Source organism: Geobacter sp., assembly GCF_027327745.1.
Taxonomy (GTDB): Bacteria; Desulfobacterota; Desulfuromonadia; order Geobacterales; family Geobacteraceae; genus Geobacter.
In genome coordinates this window covers 35,277-52,449 of sequence record NZ_DAHVYG010000065.1, presented here as the reverse complement: position 1 = coordinate 52,449, position 17,173 = coordinate 35,277, and the positions used below count along the sequence as shown (strand labels likewise).

Here is a 17,173-nt window from a genome sequence, read left to right as displayed (position 1 = left end):
GGAGGCACCGTGAAACACACCAAGATGCAGCTATCGACCGAGACGATGAATCTCGGGTTCGTGAGAAAAGTGGAGGCCCTGTCGGGGAGTTCGGTTCGGCGCTGTTTCCAGTGCGGGAAGTGCTCGGCGGGGTGCCCGATGAGAAGCTTCATGGAGCACCCCCCCAACCGGATCGTGCGGCTGTTGCAGCTGGGGCAGTACGAGCGGGTGCTGGCGGGGCGCTCCATCTGGTACTGCGCCTCGTGCGAGACCTGCACCACCCGCTGTCCCAACAAGGTGGATCTGGCGGCGATCATGGATGCGCTGCGCAAGTGCTCATGGGACGCCCGGGGGCCGTCCAAGGAGAGTCTCGTGCAGCTGGCGAACCGGCTTTTTCTCGACAACATCCGGACCTACGGCCGGCAGTACGAGATGCGGCTCGCCGCGGTGTTCAACCTGCGCAGCGGCAAGCTTCTGAAGGACTTCATGCTCGGGCCGACGCTCCTCACCAGGGGGAAGCTCAAGATGTTCCACCGCAAGAACCGCAATATCGGTGAAATAGAGAAGATCTTCTCCCGGATCGAAGAGCTGCGCAAAAAGGGGGAAGCGCCGTAAAGGCGGGGACTCGGGACTCGTAAAGGGACTGGAAGACCATGACGAAACACGACCTCAATTACTCCTACTACCCCGGCTGCTCGCTGCACGCCTCGGCCAGGGAATACGACGAATCGACCCGGGGGCTCTTCCATGCCCTGGGGATCGGGCTCGTGGAGGTCCCCGACTGGCTCTGCTGCGGGGCGACCCCGGCCCACAACGTGGACGAGCTTCTGTCGCTCTCCTTGTGCGCCAAGAACCTCGCCCTGGCCGAACGCGTGGCGGGGGACCTGGCCGTGGCCTGCGCCGCCTGCTTCTCGCGGCTGAAAGCGACCCAGCACCACCTGGCCGAGAGCGAAACCAAGCGCCGGCAGGTGGAGTACGCCATCGACGGCGAGGTCTCCTTCGCCAAGCCGGTGAAGCACCTGCTGGAGATCCTCGCCACGGACCTAGGCCTCGACCGGCTTGCCGCCGCCGTGCGCAAACCCCTTGCGGGCTTGAGGGTCGCCTGCTACTACGGCTGCCTCCTCACCCGCCCCCCCGAAGTGCCGCAGCTTGACTGCGTCGAGGCCCCCACCATCATGGAGCGGGTGATCGGGGCCGCCGGGGCCGCCACCGTAGCCTGGAGCCACCGCCTTGAGTGCTGCGGCGCCAACTTCACCCTCTCCCGCCCCGGAGTGGTCCTGAAGCTCTCCGGCGACATCCTCGCCTCTGCCAAGCGGGCCGGCGCCGACTGCCTCATGGTCGCCTGCCCCCTGTGCCACGGCAACCTCGACATCCGGCAGAAGGAGATCGAGGAGGCCACGGGGAATCGCTTCGGCATGCCGGTCTTCTACATGACGCAACTGTTGGCCCTGGCCGTGGGGGTAGCGCCCTCGAAACTCGGCTTTGACAGCATGATCGTGAACCCGCTGCCGCTTCTGCGGGAAAAAGGATTAGTGTAAATGTCCCGAATCGGCGTCTTTGTCTGTCACTGCGGCGAGAACATCTCCCGAACCGTTGACGTGGAAAAGGTCGCGGCCGAGGCCGCGCGGCTTCCCGGAGTGTCCTACGCCTGCGACTACAAGTACATGTGCTCCGATCCCGGCCAGAGCCTGTTGAAGAAGGCCGTGGCCGAGCATGGTCTCGACGGCGTCGTCGTGGCCGCCTGCAGTCCGCGCATGCACGAAAAGACCTTCCGCAGCGCCGCGAAGAGCGCGGGCCTGAACCCCTTTCTCTGCGAGATGGCCAACATCCGCGAGCACTGCTCCTGGGTCCACGAGGACCGGGAGGAGGCCACCGCCAAGGCGAGCGACATCGTCGCGATGATGGTGGCCCGGGTCAAGAAGGACAAAAGGCTCGTCCCGATCACCGTCCCGGTCACCAAAAGGGCGCTGGTCATCGGCGGCGGCATCGCCGGGATCCAGGCCGCATTGGACATCGCCGACGCCGGCCACCAGGTGGTGCTGGTGGAGCGCGAGCCCTCCATCGGCGGCCACATGGCGCAACTCTCCGAGACCTTCCCGACGCTCGACTGCTCCCAGTGCATCATGACCCCCAGGATGGTCGACGCCGCCAACCATCCGAACATCACCCTCCATACCTACAGCGAGATCGAGAGCGTTGACGGCTACATCGGCAACTTCCAGATCACGGTGCGCAAGAAGGCCCGAAGCGTCATCGAGGAGCGGTGCACCGGCTGCGGCATCTGCTCCGCCAAGTGTCCCCAGAAAAAGATCCCCAACTCCTTCGACAAAAACCTGGGCCTGCGTCCCGCCATCTACGTCCCGTTCCCCCAGGCGGTCCCCAACACCCCGGTCATCGACCGGGCGAACTGCACGTACTTCAGAAGCGGCAAGTGCGGCGTCTGCCAGAAGGTCTGCGGCCCCGGCGCCATCGACTACGGGCAGGAGGATAGCCTCATCGTGGAGCCCGTCGGGGCCATCGTGGTCGCCACCGGCTTCGAGCTCTACAGTATCAGTGAAAAGCCGAAGGGCTCCCCCATCAAGGGGTACGGCGAATTCGGCCACGGCACCATCCCCGACGTCATCGACGGCCTCACCTTCGAGCGCCTGGCCAGCGCCTCCGGTCCCACCGGCGGCAAGATCCTGCGCCCCTCCGACGGCAAAGAGCCCAAGCAGGTGGTCTTTGTCCAGTGCGTCGGCTCCCGGGCGCGGGAGAAGGGGATCAGCTACTGCTCCAAGATCTGCTGCATGTACACCGCCAAGCACACCATGCTCTACCGGCACAAGGTCCACGACGGCCAGGCCTACGTCTTCTTCATGGACGCGCGCACCCCGGGGAAGAACTACGACGAGTTCTGGCGCCGGGCCGTGGAGGAAGAGGAAGCGGTCTACATCCGCGGCATGGTAAGCCGCCTCTACCAGAAGGGGGACAAGGTCGTGGTGATGGGGAGCGACATCGCCGTGGGACTCCAGGTGGAGATCGAGGCGGACCTGGTGGTCCTTGCCACCGCCGTCCAGCCGCGAACCGGGGCCGACACCCTGGCCCAGAAGCTCGGCATCTCCTACGACCGGTACAACTTCTACTCCGAGGCCCACGCCAAGCTCAAACCTGTCGAGTGCGCCACCGCCGGGATCTATCTCGCCGGCGCCTGCCAGGGGCCGAAGGACATCCCCGACACCGTGAGCCAGGCAAGCGCCGCCGCGGCCAAGGTGATGACCCTCTTCGCCAAGAGCGAGCTGGAGCGCGAACCGATCGTCGCCAAGGTGAACGAGCGGACCTGCGTGGCGTGTCTCTACTGCCGGAAGGTCTGCCCCTACGGCGCCGTGGAGGAGAAGGAGCTCCGGGACCGGCAGGGCAACCTCATCCGGGTCGTCGCCTATGTCAACCCCGGGGTCTGCGGCGGCTGCGGCACCTGCCAGGCCACCTGCCCCTCCAAGAGCGTAGAACTGGACGGCTACACCGACGAGCAGATCATGGCGATGATCGAATCATTGTAGGGGCGAATCTTGTATTCGCCTTGGGCGATCACAAGGATCGCCCCTACGGGGAACCAATGCACGGACACAAAGAGAAACACGCATTCGAACCGAAGATAGTCGCCTTCGTCTGCACCTGGTGCACCTACGCCGGGGCGGACCTGGCGGGAACCTCACGCCTGCAGTACCCGGCCAATACCCGGGTGGTGAAGTTCCCCTGCACCGGCCGCATCGACCCGGTCTTTATCCTGCGGGCGTTCCAGAAGGGGGCCGACGGGGTGCTCGTCTCCGGATGCCATCCCGGCGACTGCCACTACATGGCGGGGAACTTCCACGCCCGCAGACGCTTTGCCGCCTTCCGGCAGCTTCTGGACTTCATCGGGGTGGACCTGAACCGCTTGCAGTTCTCCTGGGTCTCCGCCGCCGAGGGGGGGAAGTGGGTCGAGGTGGTGACGGAGCTCACCGAGCGGGTGCGGGCCATGGGGCCCATGCCCGAGTTCCGGGAGCTGGAGGCCGAGGAGTGCTGGTCCGGGGCCATCGACACCCCGGAGCTCAAAGAGGCGTACGAGACCATTCCGTAGGGGCGCTGCAAGCTTGCGCCCGTCAACCGAAACAGCAAGGGCGCAAGCTTGCGGCGCCCCTACAAAGGCATGACTGCATGAACAACAGCGCCCAGACACAAAGTATCGATCCCGCGCTCTACGCCACGGCCACCGAAGCCATCCGGGCCGAGGCGAAGCGGGTCCTGGAGGCCGGCACCGTGGCCGCCGTGGTCGGCTGGCAGGCGGGCCGCAGAAAAGGGAGCGCCCTGCCGGCCATCGTCACCGACCCGACGAAGGCCGACACTCTCGTCTTTTCCCCGGCCTGCGTCAACAACCTGGCCCTCTACCTCACCAAGGCGAAGAAGGAGATCCGGCAGAAGGGGCGGCTCGCCATCGTGGTCAAGGGGTGCGACCTCAGGGCCCTGGTGGGACTCATGGGGGAGAACCAGCTGAAAAGGGAGGAGCTCCACATCATCGGCGTGGTCTGCCCCGGGGTGCAGGGAAGGGGCGAGGCGACCATGGCGGCCAAGTGCCGGGAGTGCGCGGTGCATACCCCCGAAGGGACCGACGTCACCGTCGGGAGCCTGCCCGACCTCCCCCGCTTCACCCCGGTCGAAAGCGAGGAACTGGCGCGGCTGGAGGCCATGACCCCGGCCGAGCGCTGGGCCTTCTGGAAGGAGCACTTTGCCCGCTGCATCCGCTGCTACGCCTGCCGCCAGCTCTGCCCCTTCTGCTACTGCGAGCAGTGCCTGTGCGACCGCAACCGCCCCCAGGCGGTGGAGACCACGCCGCGGCCGGCGGGGAACATGGCGTGGCACATCGTGCGCGCCATGCATCTGGCGGGGCGCTGCGCCGGGTGCGCCGAGTGCGAGCGGGCCTGCCCCATGGACATTCCGCTCAATCTCCTGAACCGCAAGATGGCGAAGGAGCTGAAAGAGCTCTACGGGCACGAGGCGGGCTTTGAGGTGCAGGAGAAGGGACCCCTGGCGCAGTACCGGGAAGACGACGATCAGAGTTTTATAAAATAATTGCAGGGGCGATCCTTGTGATCGCCCGTTCCGCAGAAAGTCTGGGCGAATACAAGATTCGCCCCTACAGGACCGTCAATGGCTAAATCGATTTCCGAACAGAACCTCCGCCTCCTCATCGACGCGCTGGTAAGCGAGGGAAAGCGGGTCATCGGCCCTCGGGCCGCCGGCACCATGACCCTCTACGGGCCGCTCACCACGGGGGAGGAGCTTAGCCCGGGGGAGCTTCCCCGCCGCTCCGCCAAGGAGTGCTTCTTTCCCCTGTGCGAGACTATCCTCGCCTACGAACGGGACAAGGAGGGGGTGCGGGTCAGCGACGTGGACTCCTGCGCCATCCCCGAGACGGTCCTCATCGGCGCCCGCCCCTGCGACGTGGCCGCCGCGCCGGTTCTGGACGCGGTCTTTTCCTGGGACTATCGGGACGAGTTTTTTCTGGAGAGAAGAAAAAAGACCACCATCATCGGCCTCGCCTGCACAAAAGCCGACGACGCCTGCTTCTGCACCGCGGTGGGGCTCGCCCCCAATGATACGAAGGGAAGCGACCTCTTTCTCTCCCCCCTAAAGGAGGGTGGCTACCGCTGCGATGTCATCACCGAGAAGGGAGAGGCGCTCCTCGCTGCCCATGGCCCCCTCTTTGCCGATGCGGCGGCGGCCGAACCCCTGCCGTTAGCCGAGCCGACCCTGGGGAAGCTCGACCTGGAAAAAATCAGGAGCTGGCTCGATCTCCACTTCGAGGACCCGCTCTGGGAGGAGATCGCAGAGCGCTGCGCCGGCTGCGGCGCCTGCGCGTTCCTCTGCCCCGCCTGCCACTGCTTCGACATCGTGGATGAAGGGGGAGAGAAGAAGGGGGTACGGAGAAAATCCTGGGACGCCTGCGGCTTCGGCAAGTTCACCAACCACGCCTCGGGCCACAACCCCCGCGACGTCCAGCCAAGCCGCTACAGAAACCGGATCATGCACAAGTTCAAGTACTACGTCGACAAGTTCGGAGAGCGCCTCTGCACCGGCTGCGGCCGCTGCATCCGCGCCTGCCCCGTGGGGATCGACATCGCGGCGGTGCTGGAAGAAATAGACAGGAAAGGGGCTCGGGACTAGGGGCTCGGGACCTGGGAAGGCCTTTGCCAGCCCCGGGCCCCTAGCCCCTAGCCCCTGTTTTCACCATGTGCGACCACAGCAACAACATCTACCTCCCCCGGCTTGCCACGATTGAAGAGATCGTGGACGAGACCGCCGACATCCGCACCTTCCGGCTCGTCTTCCAGGACGAGACGGTGCGGGAGCAATTCAGCTTCCGGGCCGGCCAGTTCGCCGAGTACTCGGCCTTCGGGGCCGGGGAGTCGACCTTCTGCATCGCCTCGGCCCCCACCCGCAAAGGGTACATCGAGTGCTGCTTCCGGGCCGTGGGACGGGTCACCGAGGCGCTGCGGCAACTGGAGGTGGGGGACGCCATCGGCGTGCGCGGTCCCTACGGCAACTCCTTTCCGATCGAGGAGTTCTTCGGGAAGAACCTGGTCTTCGTGGCGGGGGGGATCGCGCTCCCCCCCTTGCGGACCCTCATCTGGCAGTGCCTCGACTGGCGCGATAAGTTCGGCGAGATCACCATCGTCTACGGCGCCCGCACCGAAGCCGACCTGGTCTACAAGCGGGAGCTGAAGGAGTGGGAACAAAGAAGCGACGTGCGGCTGGTGAAGACCGTGGACCCGGGGGGGAACTCCCCGGCGTGGGACGGCAGGGTCGGCTTCGTCCCCACGATTCTCGAAGAGGCGGCCCCGAGTGCGGCGAACACCATCGCGCTCGTCTGCGGTCCCCCGGTCATGATCAAGTTCACGCTCCCCGTGCTGGAGCGGCTCGGCTTTGCGGACTCCGCCATCTACACGACCCTGGAGAACCGGATGAAGTGCGGGCTTGGCAAATGCGGCCGCTGCAACGTCGGCAACGTCTACGTCTGCAAGGACGGTCCGGTCTTTACCGCCGCCCAGGTGAAGGCGATGCCGCAGGAGTTCTAAGGGGCGACGACAGGATGCCATGAGGAGTACAATGAAGCGGCTGCAGAACATAGTCTCCGTGCGGATAAGCGACGATGAGCTGGAGACGCTCCGGGAGGTCGGCGCCTCTTCCCGCAAGAGCGTTTCGGAGCTTCTGAAGGTGGCTTTCAGAAGCTATCTCAAACAGTACCGTTTTCCGGAGGAGGCCCGCTGTCATGAATCAGCCGGCTCCGAATGCCATGAACCACACTCGGGTTGAAATACCTGCGCGTCGCGACCATCCCTCGAAACTGTCCGTCGAGGTGACGACCCACTGCAACCTCGGCTGCGCCATGTGCGTCAAGCAGACCCGCCACCATGGCCTGACCGACGGGATCATGGCCGACGAAACCTTCTCCTCCCTGACTCCCGCCTTTCCCCACCTCGAAGCCCTCATCCTCAACGGCATCGGCGAACCGCTTCTGCATCCCCGGCTGGAACTGTTCATCCGCAAGGCTCGGGAACTGATGCCTGCGGCGGGATGGATCGGGTTCCAGAGCAACGGCCTCCTGGTGAACGAGAAGAGGGCGGCGTCCCTGGTGGCGGCGGGGCTCGACCGGATCTGCATCTCCATGGACGCCGCCTCTCCCGAGACCTTCCGCAGGCTTCGGGAGGGAGGGGAGGTGGGGGACATGGAGCGGGCCTTCAGCGCCCTCGCCGCTGCCCGCGGAGCGGATCCAGCCTCCCGGCTGGAGATCGGGATCGAGTTCGTCGTCATGCGCGACAATATTCGCGAGCTTCCCGAGGCGATCCGCTGGGCCGCCCGGCGGGGGGCCACCTTCGCCCTGGCGACCCAGGTCGTCCCCTACGACGAGGCCCATACGGGGCAGGTCGCCTACGACTGCAACACCGACGAGGCGGTGGCGATCTTCGAGAGCTGGAAACGAACGGCGGCAGAGGAGGGGATCGACCTCGGGCGCTACCGGGAGGTGGCGTTCAGATTTTCCCGAACCGCCGATGAGCAGCGGGTCGTCGACTTCGTCACCCGGATGAAGGAGGATGCCCTATCGCGAAACGTCTTCCTGAACCTTGAGAAACTCATGGGCCGTGATGAGCGGTGGTTCGCGGAGGCGGCCGCAATATTCGAGGAGGCCCGCACCGTCGCGGCAGAGGAGGGAGTCGACCTGAAGCTGCCGGAGCTGCTCCCCCGGGAGAAGCGGCGGTGCGAGTTCGTGGAGGGGGGTGGCGCCTTCGTTTCATGGGACGGGAACGTCCATCCCTGCTATTTCCTCTGGCACCGGTACCACTGCTACGTCCAGGGGTGGAGCCAGACGGTGAGCCCGAAGGTCTTCGGCAGCGTGGCGGAGCGCGGAATCCTCGCCATCTGGAACGACCCGGCATTCCGGGGATTCCGGGAGAGTGTCCTCACCTACGACTACCCCCTTTGCTTCAGCTGTAAGCTCGCCCCCTGCGACTATGTCCAGAGCGACAGATTCGAGCAGGACTGCCACATCAGGTCAGAGCCGTGCGGGTCATGTCTCTGGTGCATGGGGGTGTTTCAATGCTTGCAGTGACATGAGCCCGGATCGGTAATCAAACCCTCACCCTGATCGGCAAAATGACGGTGGTGAGCCCGCTCCACTGCAAACGGCGCTGGATGGCGAAGGCGGTCTCGTTGTGGAGCATCCTGTGGTAGAACTTCTCCAGGCGGAAGGTGAGCTGGCCGGTGAAGACCGTCGATTGGGGGAATACCTCGGCCAGCTGATGGCACAGTTCCGTCGCGCTTTCCACCACGTCGGTCCCGACGGCCATCCGGTAGTCCGCGGCGACGCCGAGCCTGCGGGCCAGTTCCACGTACCTCTCCAGACTTTCCCTCGTAGACTTCTCCAGGGCCGCCATCTCCTCGGCCCCCTTGAATGACCCCGAATCGATCATTGCCACCGAAACGAAAATCACATTCCTGTACGTATTCCGAAAGGTGGTGAGGATGGAGAGGAGCGTGTGCACCCCGAAGCCGCTGTACCCCGAGACGAGCTGGATGGCGGTCGGCTCGTTGCGGTTGACGGGATCGGTGTTTACCGGCCCCGCGGTGGGGAAGTCGAGGAGAGTCTCGTCCAGCTGGGCGATCCCCGCCCGCACCTTCAGGTAATGTCCCTTGATCAGGTAGCAGAGGCCAATCACGACGGAGGTGATGAGAAGCGTCATCCACCCCCCTTCGGTGAATTTTTCGAAGGTGGTGATGACCAGGATGGTGACGCAGAGGGCGAGCCCCACCAGATGGACGGAGAGGTGCCGCAGCCACTGTGGGTCCTCTCTTCGCCGCTGGATGAAAAAACGCGACATCCCCAGCTGCGACAGCGAGAAGGTGATGAAGACGTTGATCGAGTACATGACCACCAGGGCCGAGACCGACCCTTGGGTATAGAAGAGGAGGGCGATGGCGGCGGTCCCCATGAGGAGGATGCCGTTTCGCATGGTGAGCCGCTCCGAGAGGGCGGCGAAGCGGTGGGGGAACCAGGAGTCGATGGCCATGTTGGACATGACCCGCGGCCCGTCCACGAAGCCGGCCTGGGCGGCCACCAGCAGGAGCGCCCCCTCGGAGAAGATGGTGACGAAGGCGATCGCCTTCCCCATGGGCCAGCCGGCGAAGAGGGCATCGGCCAGCACCGCGTTGAGGGTCTTCCCCTCCACCGGCTTCAGTGCCAGCAGCAGGTAGCAGAGGAGGAGGATCGAGGCGGTGAAGGCAAGGGATGTGGCCATATAGATCATGGTCTTCTTCCCCGTCTGCACCCGGGGCTCCCGCATGATCTGCAGGCCGTTGGAGACCGCCTCGATCCCGGTGTAGGTCCCGCCCCCCAGGGAGTAGGCCCGCAGGAAGAGAAGGAAGATGCCGAGCACCCCGATGCTCGACACATCCCGGTGGACACCGGCGCCGAAGTCGCTGATCACCGGGGCGAATCGGTCGCTGTGGATGAAGACCCCATAGAGGAGCATGATGATGTGCGTCACCACGAAGACCATGAAGATCGGCGCCAGTACCGTGACCGATTCCTTCACCCCCCTGACGTTCAGGATGATGAGGAGGACGATCAGGACGCAGGCGACGGGGACCTTGTACTGGTGGTACGCGACCGGGAGGTAGCTGAAGACCGCGTCCACGCACGATGCGATGGAGATGGTGATGGTCATGACGTAGTCCACCAGGAGCGCGCTCCCTGAAACTACCCCCGACTTCTCGCCCAGGAGGTGCGTGGCGACGATGTAACCGCCGCCGCCGTGGGGGAAGTGCTCGATGATCCGGGAGTAGGCGTAGGAGATGATGAAGACCGTCATGGTCATCACCAGGGCCAGGAGGAGCGCCAGGTAGGTATGGGCGCCGAGCGCCTTGAACGCCTCTTCCGGACCGTAGGCCGACGAGGAGAGCCCGTCGGCCCCCAGCCCCACCCACGCGAGGACCGGGATGAGCGCCATCTTGTGGAAGAGGTGGGTGTCCTGCAGGTGCTTGGGGGCGCCGAAGATGGCGCGGGAAATCCTCTGCAGCAGGCGATTGTCATTCGATGGGTTAGTTGACGGCATAGTTCCTCTTTGCTCGCGGTTGGTTGAAAACGAGAAAAGCCGCCGGCAAACGACCGGCGGCTTCTCCGCTCTTCGTGCCCTTTCACACGCCTACGAGGTTAGCTGACGGGCTCGGACTTGAAAGTATCCTATCTCCAACCGCCTTGTCGAAACGGCGGTGAAGAATTCGCCCCATCTGATCGGGTCCCCCGCACCCGCCTTTCAGAGCGGGTCTCGGCTGCCTGTTCAATTCGGGTAATCCTGCAGCAAGTCCATTATGAAGCGAGGGACATCAAGAAAGTATCAAGACTGTAGGGGAAGGGATCAAGATCGTATCAAGATCGGAGCATGGGGCGGGGGGGATGACGATGGGGCCGGGGGATCACGAATCCGCGCGCAGGCGGTATCCCACCCCCGGTTCGGTCAGGATGTAGCGGGGACGGGAGGGGTCCGCCTCCAGCTTGTGGCGCAGGTTGCTGATGTTCACCCGCAGTACGTGGGGCTGTTCCAGGTAGGCGACCCCCCAGATCCGGCTGAGGATCTGGCGGTGTGTCATGACCTTCCCGGCGTGGGTGACCAGAAGGCGGAGCAGCTCGTACTCCGTCGGCGTCAGCTGCACCTCGGCCCCCCCCGCCAGCACCCGCCGGCGGGCCAGGTCCACCTCCAGCTCGCCGACCCGATAAACCGGCTCGGGGGCCTTCTGCAAGGAGCGGCGGAGCGCCACCCTGATCCGCGCCACGAGCTCCGCCACGCCGAACGGCTTGGTCAGGTAATCGTCCGCGCCGGCGTCCAGCGCCTCCACCTTGTCGTCCTCCCGCTCCCGTACGGAAAGGACGATGATCGGCACCTGCGACCACTCGCGGACCCGCCTGATCACCTCGATCCCGTCCAGGTCGGGAAGTCCCAGGTCGAGAAGGATGATGTCCGGCCGGACCGTTGCCGCCGCGGCCAGCGCCTCGTGGCCGCTCTCCGCCTGGTGGAGGGAAAACTCCCCGGTGGCGAGGGCGGTCCGGAGGAACCGCTGGATTGCCGCCTCGTCGTCCACCACGAGAATGCGCGGCAGATTGGCGCCGCTCTTTTCATTCGTCATTGCATGCTTCCTATTTTCTCGTGATTTATTTCAGCGGCAGTGTGACGATCACCCGCAGCCCCCCGCCGGCACGGTTTTCTGCCCGGATCTTTCCGCCGTGCGCCTCCACGATCCCCTTGCAGATTGCAAGCCCCAGCCCGGTCCCGCCCGCCCCCTCGGGGACGGGGATCCGGTAGAACTTGTCGAAGACCCGCATCAGGTCCGACTCCGGAACGCCGGGGCCGCGGTCCGCAACCTCCATCGTGAGGTGGGTGCCGTCCGCCCAGGCAGCCAGAGAGATGCTACTCTCCGGAGGGGAATACTTCAACGCATTATCGAGCAGATTCACGAGCACCTGGGTCATCAGCGCCATGTCCATCCTCACCAGCGGGAGACCGTCAGGGAGGAACACCTCCACCTTCCGCGCGCCGAGCCGCTGCTCGATGGCCGCGAGGGCGCACCCCGCCAGGTCCTGGATGTCGCACGGCTCCTCCCGCAGCTTGATCGCATTGGCCTCCAGGCGGGTCATGTCGAGGAGGTTGCCGACGAAGCGGTTCAGCCGCCCCGCTTCCTCCCACGCTCCCTCAAGGAGGTCGCGCCGGGCCTCCTTGCCCAGCCTGCTGCTTCGGTCCCGCAGCGTCCCCAGGGCACCGGTGATGGATACGAGTGGCGTGCGGAGGTCGTGGGAGACGGAGTTGAGGAGGGCGCGTTCCAGGCTCTCCCGGGCCAGGAGAAGTTGGGCCCGCTCCGCATCCTTGACCAGATTGACCCGTTCGATGGCGAGGGACGACTGGATGGCGAAGGCATCGAGGAGCCTGCGGCTCAGGGGGTTCGTATAGTCGGTCTCATCGCTGAACTCCACGCCGAGCACCCCGAGCGCATGTGCCTGGGTCTGCATGGGAAGGAAGAGGAACGCGGCGGAACTGAGAGTTTCGGTGCCGTGCCCGGCCGGATGCCGGTTACGGAAGGCCCAGTCGGCCTCGGCATGCTCCTTGTCACCCAGATGAAGCCCTTCGCTCGCGACTGCGACCTCCAGCCGTTCCCCTTCGGGGAGGAGGATCACCAGGCGGCCGTTGAAGCTTTGGTCGAAATTCCTGACCACGGCATCCAGGATGGCGTCGATATCAGCCGCGGCGGCCAGGTCCCGGCTCAGATAGTAGAGGGTGGCGGTCTGGACTTCGCGCTTGCGGATCGCGTCGGCCCGTTCGCTTGCCGTGGCGACCAGCTTTCCGATTACGAGCCCGACGGTGAAGAGGCCGACAAAGGTGAAGAGGTACTGGGTGTCGGCGACCGTAAAGGTGAAACGGGGGGGGACAAAGAAGAAGTCGAAGGCGAGGACCCCCAGAAACGCCGTGAGCATGGCCGGTCTCAGGCCGAGCCGGATCGCCGCCAGGACCACCACCAGGAGGTAGATCATCACCATGTTGGTCGGCGTGAGGAACGGACGGACCAATTGGCTGGCACACGTTGCACCGGCCACCAGCGCCAGGCTGTACAGATATTTCAGCCAGGGGACCGGTTTCCCACGTCTCGCAGCTGCCGCACCGCGTTTCGCCTCGGCATGCTCGATGCTCACCACGTAGACGTCGATCGTACCGCTGCGGCGGATGACCTGGTCGACGAGGGGAGGGTGGAGCAGCTCCCGCCAGCGGGGCTTGGTCGGCTTGCCGATAACGATCTTCGTGACGTTGTGACGGACGGCGAAGTCGATCACCGCTTCGGCCACCGAAACCCCCGTGACGTTCGCCACCTGGGCCCCGAGGCTCTCGGCGAGCCGCAGGTCCTTCCAGACCCGCTCCCGGTTTTCCTGGAGATGCCTCCCGCCGCCGGGGGTCTCGACGTAGACTGTGTGCCACGGAGCCTTGAGATCATCGGCCAGGCGTCGGGTCGTCCGGAGGAGTTGCTCGCTGAAGGGGCTGCCGCTTATGCAGACCAGAAGCCGTTCCGCCGCCGGCCACGGTCCGATGATGGAGCGCGATTCCATGTAGGCCCGCATCTCTTCGTCGACGCGGGCCGCGGTCCGGCGTAGCGACAGCTCGCGCAGGGCGATGAGGTTCCCCGGCTTGAAGAACTTCTTTGCCGCCAGGGTGGCCTGTTTCGGGATGTAAACCTTCCCCTCGTGGAGACGCTGCAGAAGCTCTTCCGGCGGGATGTCCACGAGCCGGATCTCGGCCGCCTCGTCCATGATCCGGTCGGGAATGGTCTCCCGCACCTTGACCCCGGTGATCTGGGCGACGATGTCGTTCAGGCTCTCGAAATGCTGGACGTTGACCGTGGTGTAGACGTCGATCCCGGCCGCGATGAGCTCTTCCGCGTCCTGCCAGCGTTTCTCGTGCCGGGAGCCGGGGGCATTGGTATGGGCCAGCTCGTCCACCAGGGCGATCTGGGGCCTGCGGGCCAGCACCGCATCGATGTCCAGCTCCGGAAGTGCCACCCCGTGGTACTCGACCTGTCCCCTGGGGAGAATTTCCAGTCCCGTCAGGAGCGAGTCGGTCTCAACCCGGCCGTGGGTCTCCACGTACGCCACCACCACATCGCGGCCTTCCAGCTTCCGCTGCCTTGCCGCCTCCAGCATGGCGTAGGTCTTCCCGACCCCGGCGGCATAGCCGAGGAAGATCTTCAGTTTTCCCCGCCTCGCCTCCTTCTCCTCCGCAAGGGCCAGCTTCAGCAGGGCCTCCGGCGAGGGGCGTTTGTCGTCGTCGTTTTCGCTCATGGCTTGATGTTATCCAGCGCCAGATTTAATGCAAGCACATTCACACGCCGCTCCCCCAGAAACCCGAGCTGCCGCTCTTCGGTGTGGGCGGCGACGACCCCTGTCAGCTCTTCTTCGCTCATCCCGCGTGCCCTGGCGATGCGGGGAATCTGGATCATGGCCGCTTTCCGCGAGATCTGCGGGTCGAGCCCGCTCGCCGACGCCTGCACGAGGTCTGCCGGGACGCTGCCGGTGATTCCCGCATCCCTGAGCGCCTTCACCCGCCCGGCCACCGTCTTCAGGTAGTCGGGGTTGGTGGGGCCCAGGTTGGAGCCCCCCGATGCCGCCGGGTTGTAAGCGAAATCGGTGGTGGCGGAGGGGCGGGGCCAGAAGTATTTCGGGGCGGAGAAGGGCTGGCCGATGAGCCTGGAACCGAGCTCGCGACCGCTCCTGTCGGTGATGAAGCTCCCCCCGGCCTGCTTCGGGAAGGCGACGGATGCGATGCCGGCCACCACCAGAGGATAGATCCCGCCGCAGATGATGGTGAAGGCGATGAAGAGGAGGATTGCAGGTTTCAGGTCTTTCATGCGGTTTCTCCGAAATATTGTGAGACGTGAGACGTGAGACGTAAACCCAGCACATTCTGCGTTCACATCTCACGTCTCACGCCGTAAACATCCCCACCACCAGATCGATCGCCTTGATCCCGACAAACGGTGCAATCATCCCCCCCACCCCATAGATGAGGAGGTTGTGGATGAGGAGCCTTTCGGCCGGCATGGGGCGGAACCTGGTCCCCTTGAGGGCCAGCGGCACGAGGCACGGGATGATGAGGGCGTTGAAGATGACCGCCGACAGGATCGCGGAGAGCGGCGTCGCCAGGTGCATGACGTTCAGCACGTTCAGCTGCGGGTAGATGGAGAGCATCATCGCCGGGATGATGGCGAAATACTTCGCCACGTCGTTGGAGATGCTGAAGGTGGTCAGGTTTCCCCGCGTCATCAGGATCTGCTTCCCGACCTCCACGATGTCGAGGAGCTTGGTCGGGTTCGAGTCCAGGTCGATGATGTTGGCCGCCTCCCGGGCCGGCTGGGTGCCGGTGTTCATCGCCACCGCCACGTCCGCCTGGGCCAGGGCCGGGGCATCGTTGGTGCCGTCGCCGGTCATCGCCACCATGAAGCCCGCCTCCTGGTTCTCCTTGATCAGCCTGAGCTTGTCCTCCGGCTTTGCCCGGGCCAGGAAGTCGTCCACCTGGGCCTCGGCGGCGATGGCCGCGGCGGTGAGGGGGTTGTCGCCGGTGATCATCACGGTCTTGATCCCCATGCTCCGCAGCTGCTGGAAACGCTCCTGGATGCCACCCTTGATGATGTCCTTGAGATTCACCGCACCGAGGATTTCGGTGTCACGGCTGACCACCAGCGGGGTAGCCCCGGCGCGGGCGATCTTGTCGACGATGCCGGCCAGGTTGCTCGGGATCGATGTTGCGCCGAGCCCTTTGACAAAGGCGATCGTGGAGTCGGAAGCCCCCTTGCGGTACTGCCTCCCCCCCGTGTTGAGCCCGGAGAGACGGGTGTCGGCGCTGAAGGGGATGTTTTCGGCGCCGGCAGGAAGCTCCTGCTGCAGGCCGTATTTGCTCTTCGCCAGCGCCACGATGCTGCGCCCCTCCGGGGTTTCGTCAGTCAGTGACGCCATGAAGGCGGCCTCGGCCAGCTCCTTTTCGCCGTGTCCTCCCGCCGGCACGAACTCCACCGCCTCGCGGTTCCCGAGGGTGATGGTCCCGGTCTTGTCCAGCAGCAGCACGTTCACGTCGCCTGCCGCCTCGATGGCGCGTCCCGACAGGGCGATGACGTTCTTCTGGAAGAGCCGGTCCATCCCCGCGATGCCGATGGCGGGGAGGAGCGCGGCGATGGTGGTGGGTGCCAGACAGACGAAGAGGGCCACCAGGACCGTCAGCGACACCGGGGTGCCCCGGCCGGCTGCCTTCACGCTGTGAATGGAGAGGGGGCTGATGTTGGCGCAGACCAGGAGAAATACCAGGGTGAGGGCGATGAGCAGTATCTCCAGGGCGATCTCGTTGGGGGTCTTGCGCCGCCTGGCCCCCTCGATCAGCGAGATCATCCGGTCGAGGAAGGTCTCCCCGGGGTTGGCGGTGATCCTGACGATGATCGAGTTGGCGATCACCGTGGTGCCGCCGGTGACGGCGCTCCGGTCCCCCCCCGACTCGCGCACCACCGGGGCGGACTCGCCGGTCACCGCCGCCTCGTTCACCAGGGCCGCGCCGGCCACCACGTCGCCGTCGCCGGCGATCATGTCGTGGGCCTCCACGAGGATGTAGTCATCCTTGCGCAGCGCCGTGGCGGGGACCGTCTCGAAGGGGGCGCCGAACTCCGGCTTCGTCAGTCGCTTGGCTGTCACATCGGTGCGGGTCTTGCGCAGAGAGGCGGCGCGCGCCTTGCCGCGTCCCTCGGCCAGGGCCTCGGAGAAATTGGCGAAGATGACCGTCAGCCAGAGCCAGGCCGAAACTAGGCCGGTGAACCAGGCCGGCTCCCGGTTTGCGCCGGCAAGGGACAGGGCGAAGGTCACAAGGGTGATGGCGCTTGCGATCTCCACCGCGAACATGACCGGGTTGCGCCAGAGCACCCGGGGATCGAGCTTTTTGAACGATTCGAGGAGCGCCGGACGCATGATCCGCGGATCGAAGATGGAGATCGGCTCGGGTGCGTGTTTGGACATTATTCTGTTCTCCGTCGTTTCTTCATTCTGTAGGGGCGATCCTTGTGATCGCCCTATCTTTCGGGCGAATACAAGATTCTTCGGGCGAATACAAGA

14 protein-coding genes and 1 riboswitch are annotated in these 17,173 nt (G+C 65.0%); of the genes, 9 read left to right on the top strand and 5 right to left on the bottom strand.

The window, feature by feature from the left end:
- Positions 1 to 9 precede the first annotated feature (9 nt).
- The 9 genes from M6689_RS12445 (at position 10) to M6689_RS12405 (ending at position 8,602) form a co-directional block, all read left to right on the top strand.
- A complete protein-coding gene (locus M6689_RS12445; protein WP_298272216.1) occupies positions 10 to 594 on the top strand; it encodes a 4Fe-4S dicluster domain-containing protein in 585 nt (194 codons plus the stop codon).
- Between the two features lie 38 nt (positions 595 to 632).
- A complete protein-coding gene (locus M6689_RS12440; RefSeq protein ID WP_298272211.1) occupies positions 633 to 1,517 on the top strand; it encodes a CoB--CoM heterodisulfide reductase iron-sulfur subunit B family protein in 885 nt (294 codons plus the stop codon).
- Positions 1,518 to 3,515 (top strand): CoB--CoM heterodisulfide reductase iron-sulfur subunit A family protein, encoded by a 1,998-nt coding sequence (locus M6689_RS12435; RefSeq protein ID WP_298272210.1) that lies wholly within the window; start codon positions 1,518 to 1,520, stop codon positions 3,513 to 3,515.
- Positions 3,516 to 3,571: 56 nt separating this feature from the next.
- Positions 3,572 to 4,075, top strand: coding sequence for a hydrogenase iron-sulfur subunit (locus M6689_RS12430; protein ID WP_298272208.1), 504 nt, complete (start codon positions 3,572 to 3,574; stop codon positions 4,073 to 4,075).
- 77 nt (positions 4,076 to 4,152) lie between these two features.
- A complete protein-coding gene (locus M6689_RS12425; RefSeq protein ID WP_298272207.1) occupies positions 4,153 to 5,064 on the top strand; it encodes a 4Fe-4S dicluster domain-containing protein in 912 nt (303 codons plus the stop codon).
- A gap of 78 nt (positions 5,065 to 5,142) precedes the next feature.
- On the top strand, positions 5,143 to 6,159 hold the full coding sequence (locus M6689_RS12420; RefSeq protein ID WP_298272204.1) for a 4Fe-4S dicluster domain-containing protein: 1,017 nt from the start codon (positions 5,143 to 5,145) through the stop codon (positions 6,157 to 6,159).
- A gap of 65 nt (positions 6,160 to 6,224) precedes the next feature.
- Positions 6,225 to 7,070, top strand: a complete 846-nt coding sequence (locus M6689_RS12415; protein ID WP_298272202.1) for an FAD/NAD(P)-binding protein — start codon at positions 6,225 to 6,227, stop codon at positions 7,068 to 7,070.
- A 19-nt stretch (positions 7,071 to 7,089) separates the two neighbouring features.
- Complete coding sequence (locus tag M6689_RS12410; RefSeq protein ID WP_298272200.1) at positions 7,090 to 7,308, top strand: ribbon-helix-helix domain-containing protein; 219 nt, start codon at positions 7,090 to 7,092, stop codon at positions 7,306 to 7,308.
- Positions 7,265 to 8,602, top strand: a complete 1,338-nt coding sequence (locus tag M6689_RS12405) for a radical SAM/SPASM family putative metalloenzyme maturase (RefSeq protein ID WP_298272198.1) — start codon at positions 7,265 to 7,267, stop codon at positions 8,600 to 8,602. Before M6689_RS12410 ends, M6689_RS12405 begins: the two co-directional genes overlap by 44 nt.
- Positions 8,603 to 8,621: 19 nt before the next feature.
- Here the strand turns inward: M6689_RS12405 and M6689_RS12400 are convergent, their stop codons facing one another.
- From M6689_RS12400 to kdpB, 5 genes are all read right to left on the bottom strand, one after another.
- Positions 8,622 to 10,604 (bottom strand): APC family permease, encoded by a 1,983-nt coding sequence (locus M6689_RS12400; RefSeq protein ID WP_298272196.1) that lies wholly within the window; start codon positions 10,602 to 10,604, stop codon positions 8,622 to 8,624.
- Between the two features lie 72 nt (positions 10,605 to 10,676).
- A riboswitch (cyclic di-AMP (ydaO/yuaA leader) is annotated at positions 10,677 to 10,833 on the bottom strand.
- A 132-nt stretch (positions 10,834 to 10,965) separates the two neighbouring features.
- On the bottom strand, positions 10,966 to 11,673 hold the full coding sequence (locus M6689_RS12395) for a response regulator (RefSeq protein ID WP_298272194.1): 708 nt from the start codon (positions 11,671 to 11,673) through the stop codon (positions 10,966 to 10,968).
- A gap of 25 nt (positions 11,674 to 11,698) precedes the next feature.
- Positions 11,699 to 14,365 (bottom strand): sensor histidine kinase KdpD, encoded by a 2,667-nt coding sequence (locus M6689_RS12390; RefSeq protein WP_298272192.1) that lies wholly within the window; start codon positions 14,363 to 14,365, stop codon positions 11,699 to 11,701.
- Positions 14,362 to 14,931 (bottom strand): potassium-transporting ATPase subunit KdpC, encoded by a 570-nt coding sequence (gene kdpC / locus M6689_RS12385; protein WP_298272190.1) that lies wholly within the window; start codon positions 14,929 to 14,931, stop codon positions 14,362 to 14,364. The genes M6689_RS12390 and kdpC overlap by 4 nt, the downstream gene beginning before the upstream one ends.
- 76 nt (positions 14,932 to 15,007) lie before the next feature.
- Entirely contained in the window at positions 15,008 to 17,077 is a 2,070-nt protein-coding gene (gene kdpB / locus M6689_RS12380; RefSeq protein ID WP_298272188.1) for a potassium-transporting ATPase subunit KdpB, read from the bottom strand.
- Positions 17,078 to 17,173 lie beyond the last annotated feature (96 nt).

What these genes read in the sequence shown, in the direction of transcription:
- M6689_RS12430 (WP_298272208.1), top strand. Translation starts at nt 3,572, where the DNA reads ATGCACGGACACAAAGAGAAACACGCATTCGAACCGAAGATAGTCGCC.
- kdpC (WP_298272190.1), bottom strand. Translation starts at nt 14,931, where the DNA reads ATGAAAGACCTGAAACCTGCAATCCTCCTCTTCATCGCCTTCACCATC.
- M6689_RS12425 (WP_298272207.1), top strand. Translation starts at nt 4,153, where the DNA reads ATGAACAACAGCGCCCAGACACAAAGTATCGATCCCGCGCTCTACGCC.
- M6689_RS12415 (WP_298272202.1), top strand. Translation starts at nt 6,225, where the DNA reads ATGTGCGACCACAGCAACAACATCTACCTCCCCCGGCTTGCCACGATT.
- M6689_RS12435 (WP_298272210.1), top strand. Translation starts at nt 1,518, where the DNA reads ATGTCCCGAATCGGCGTCTTTGTCTGTCACTGCGGCGAGAACATCTCC.
- M6689_RS12405 (WP_298272198.1), top strand. Translation starts at nt 7,265, where the DNA reads ATGAATCAGCCGGCTCCGAATGCCATGAACCACACTCGGGTTGAAATA.
- M6689_RS12420 (WP_298272204.1), top strand. Translation starts at nt 5,143, where the DNA reads ATGGCTAAATCGATTTCCGAACAGAACCTCCGCCTCCTCATCGACGCG.
- M6689_RS12395 (WP_298272194.1), bottom strand. Translation starts at nt 11,673, where the DNA reads ATGACGAATGAAAAGAGCGGCGCCAATCTGCCGCGCATTCTCGTGGTG.
- kdpB (WP_298272188.1), bottom strand. Translation starts at nt 17,077, where the DNA reads ATGTCCAAACACGCACCCGAGCCGATCTCCATCTTCGATCCGCGGATC.
- M6689_RS12400 (WP_298272196.1), bottom strand. Translation starts at nt 10,604, where the DNA reads ATGCCGTCAACTAACCCATCGAATGACAATCGCCTGCTGCAGAGGATT.
- M6689_RS12410 (WP_298272200.1), top strand. Translation starts at nt 7,090, where the DNA reads ATGAGGAGTACAATGAAGCGGCTGCAGAACATAGTCTCCGTGCGGATA.
- M6689_RS12390 (WP_298272192.1), bottom strand. Translation starts at nt 14,365, where the DNA reads ATGAGCGAAAACGACGACGACAAACGCCCCTCGCCGGAGGCCCTGCTG.
- M6689_RS12440 (WP_298272211.1), top strand. Translation starts at nt 633, where the DNA reads ATGACGAAACACGACCTCAATTACTCCTACTACCCCGGCTGCTCGCTG.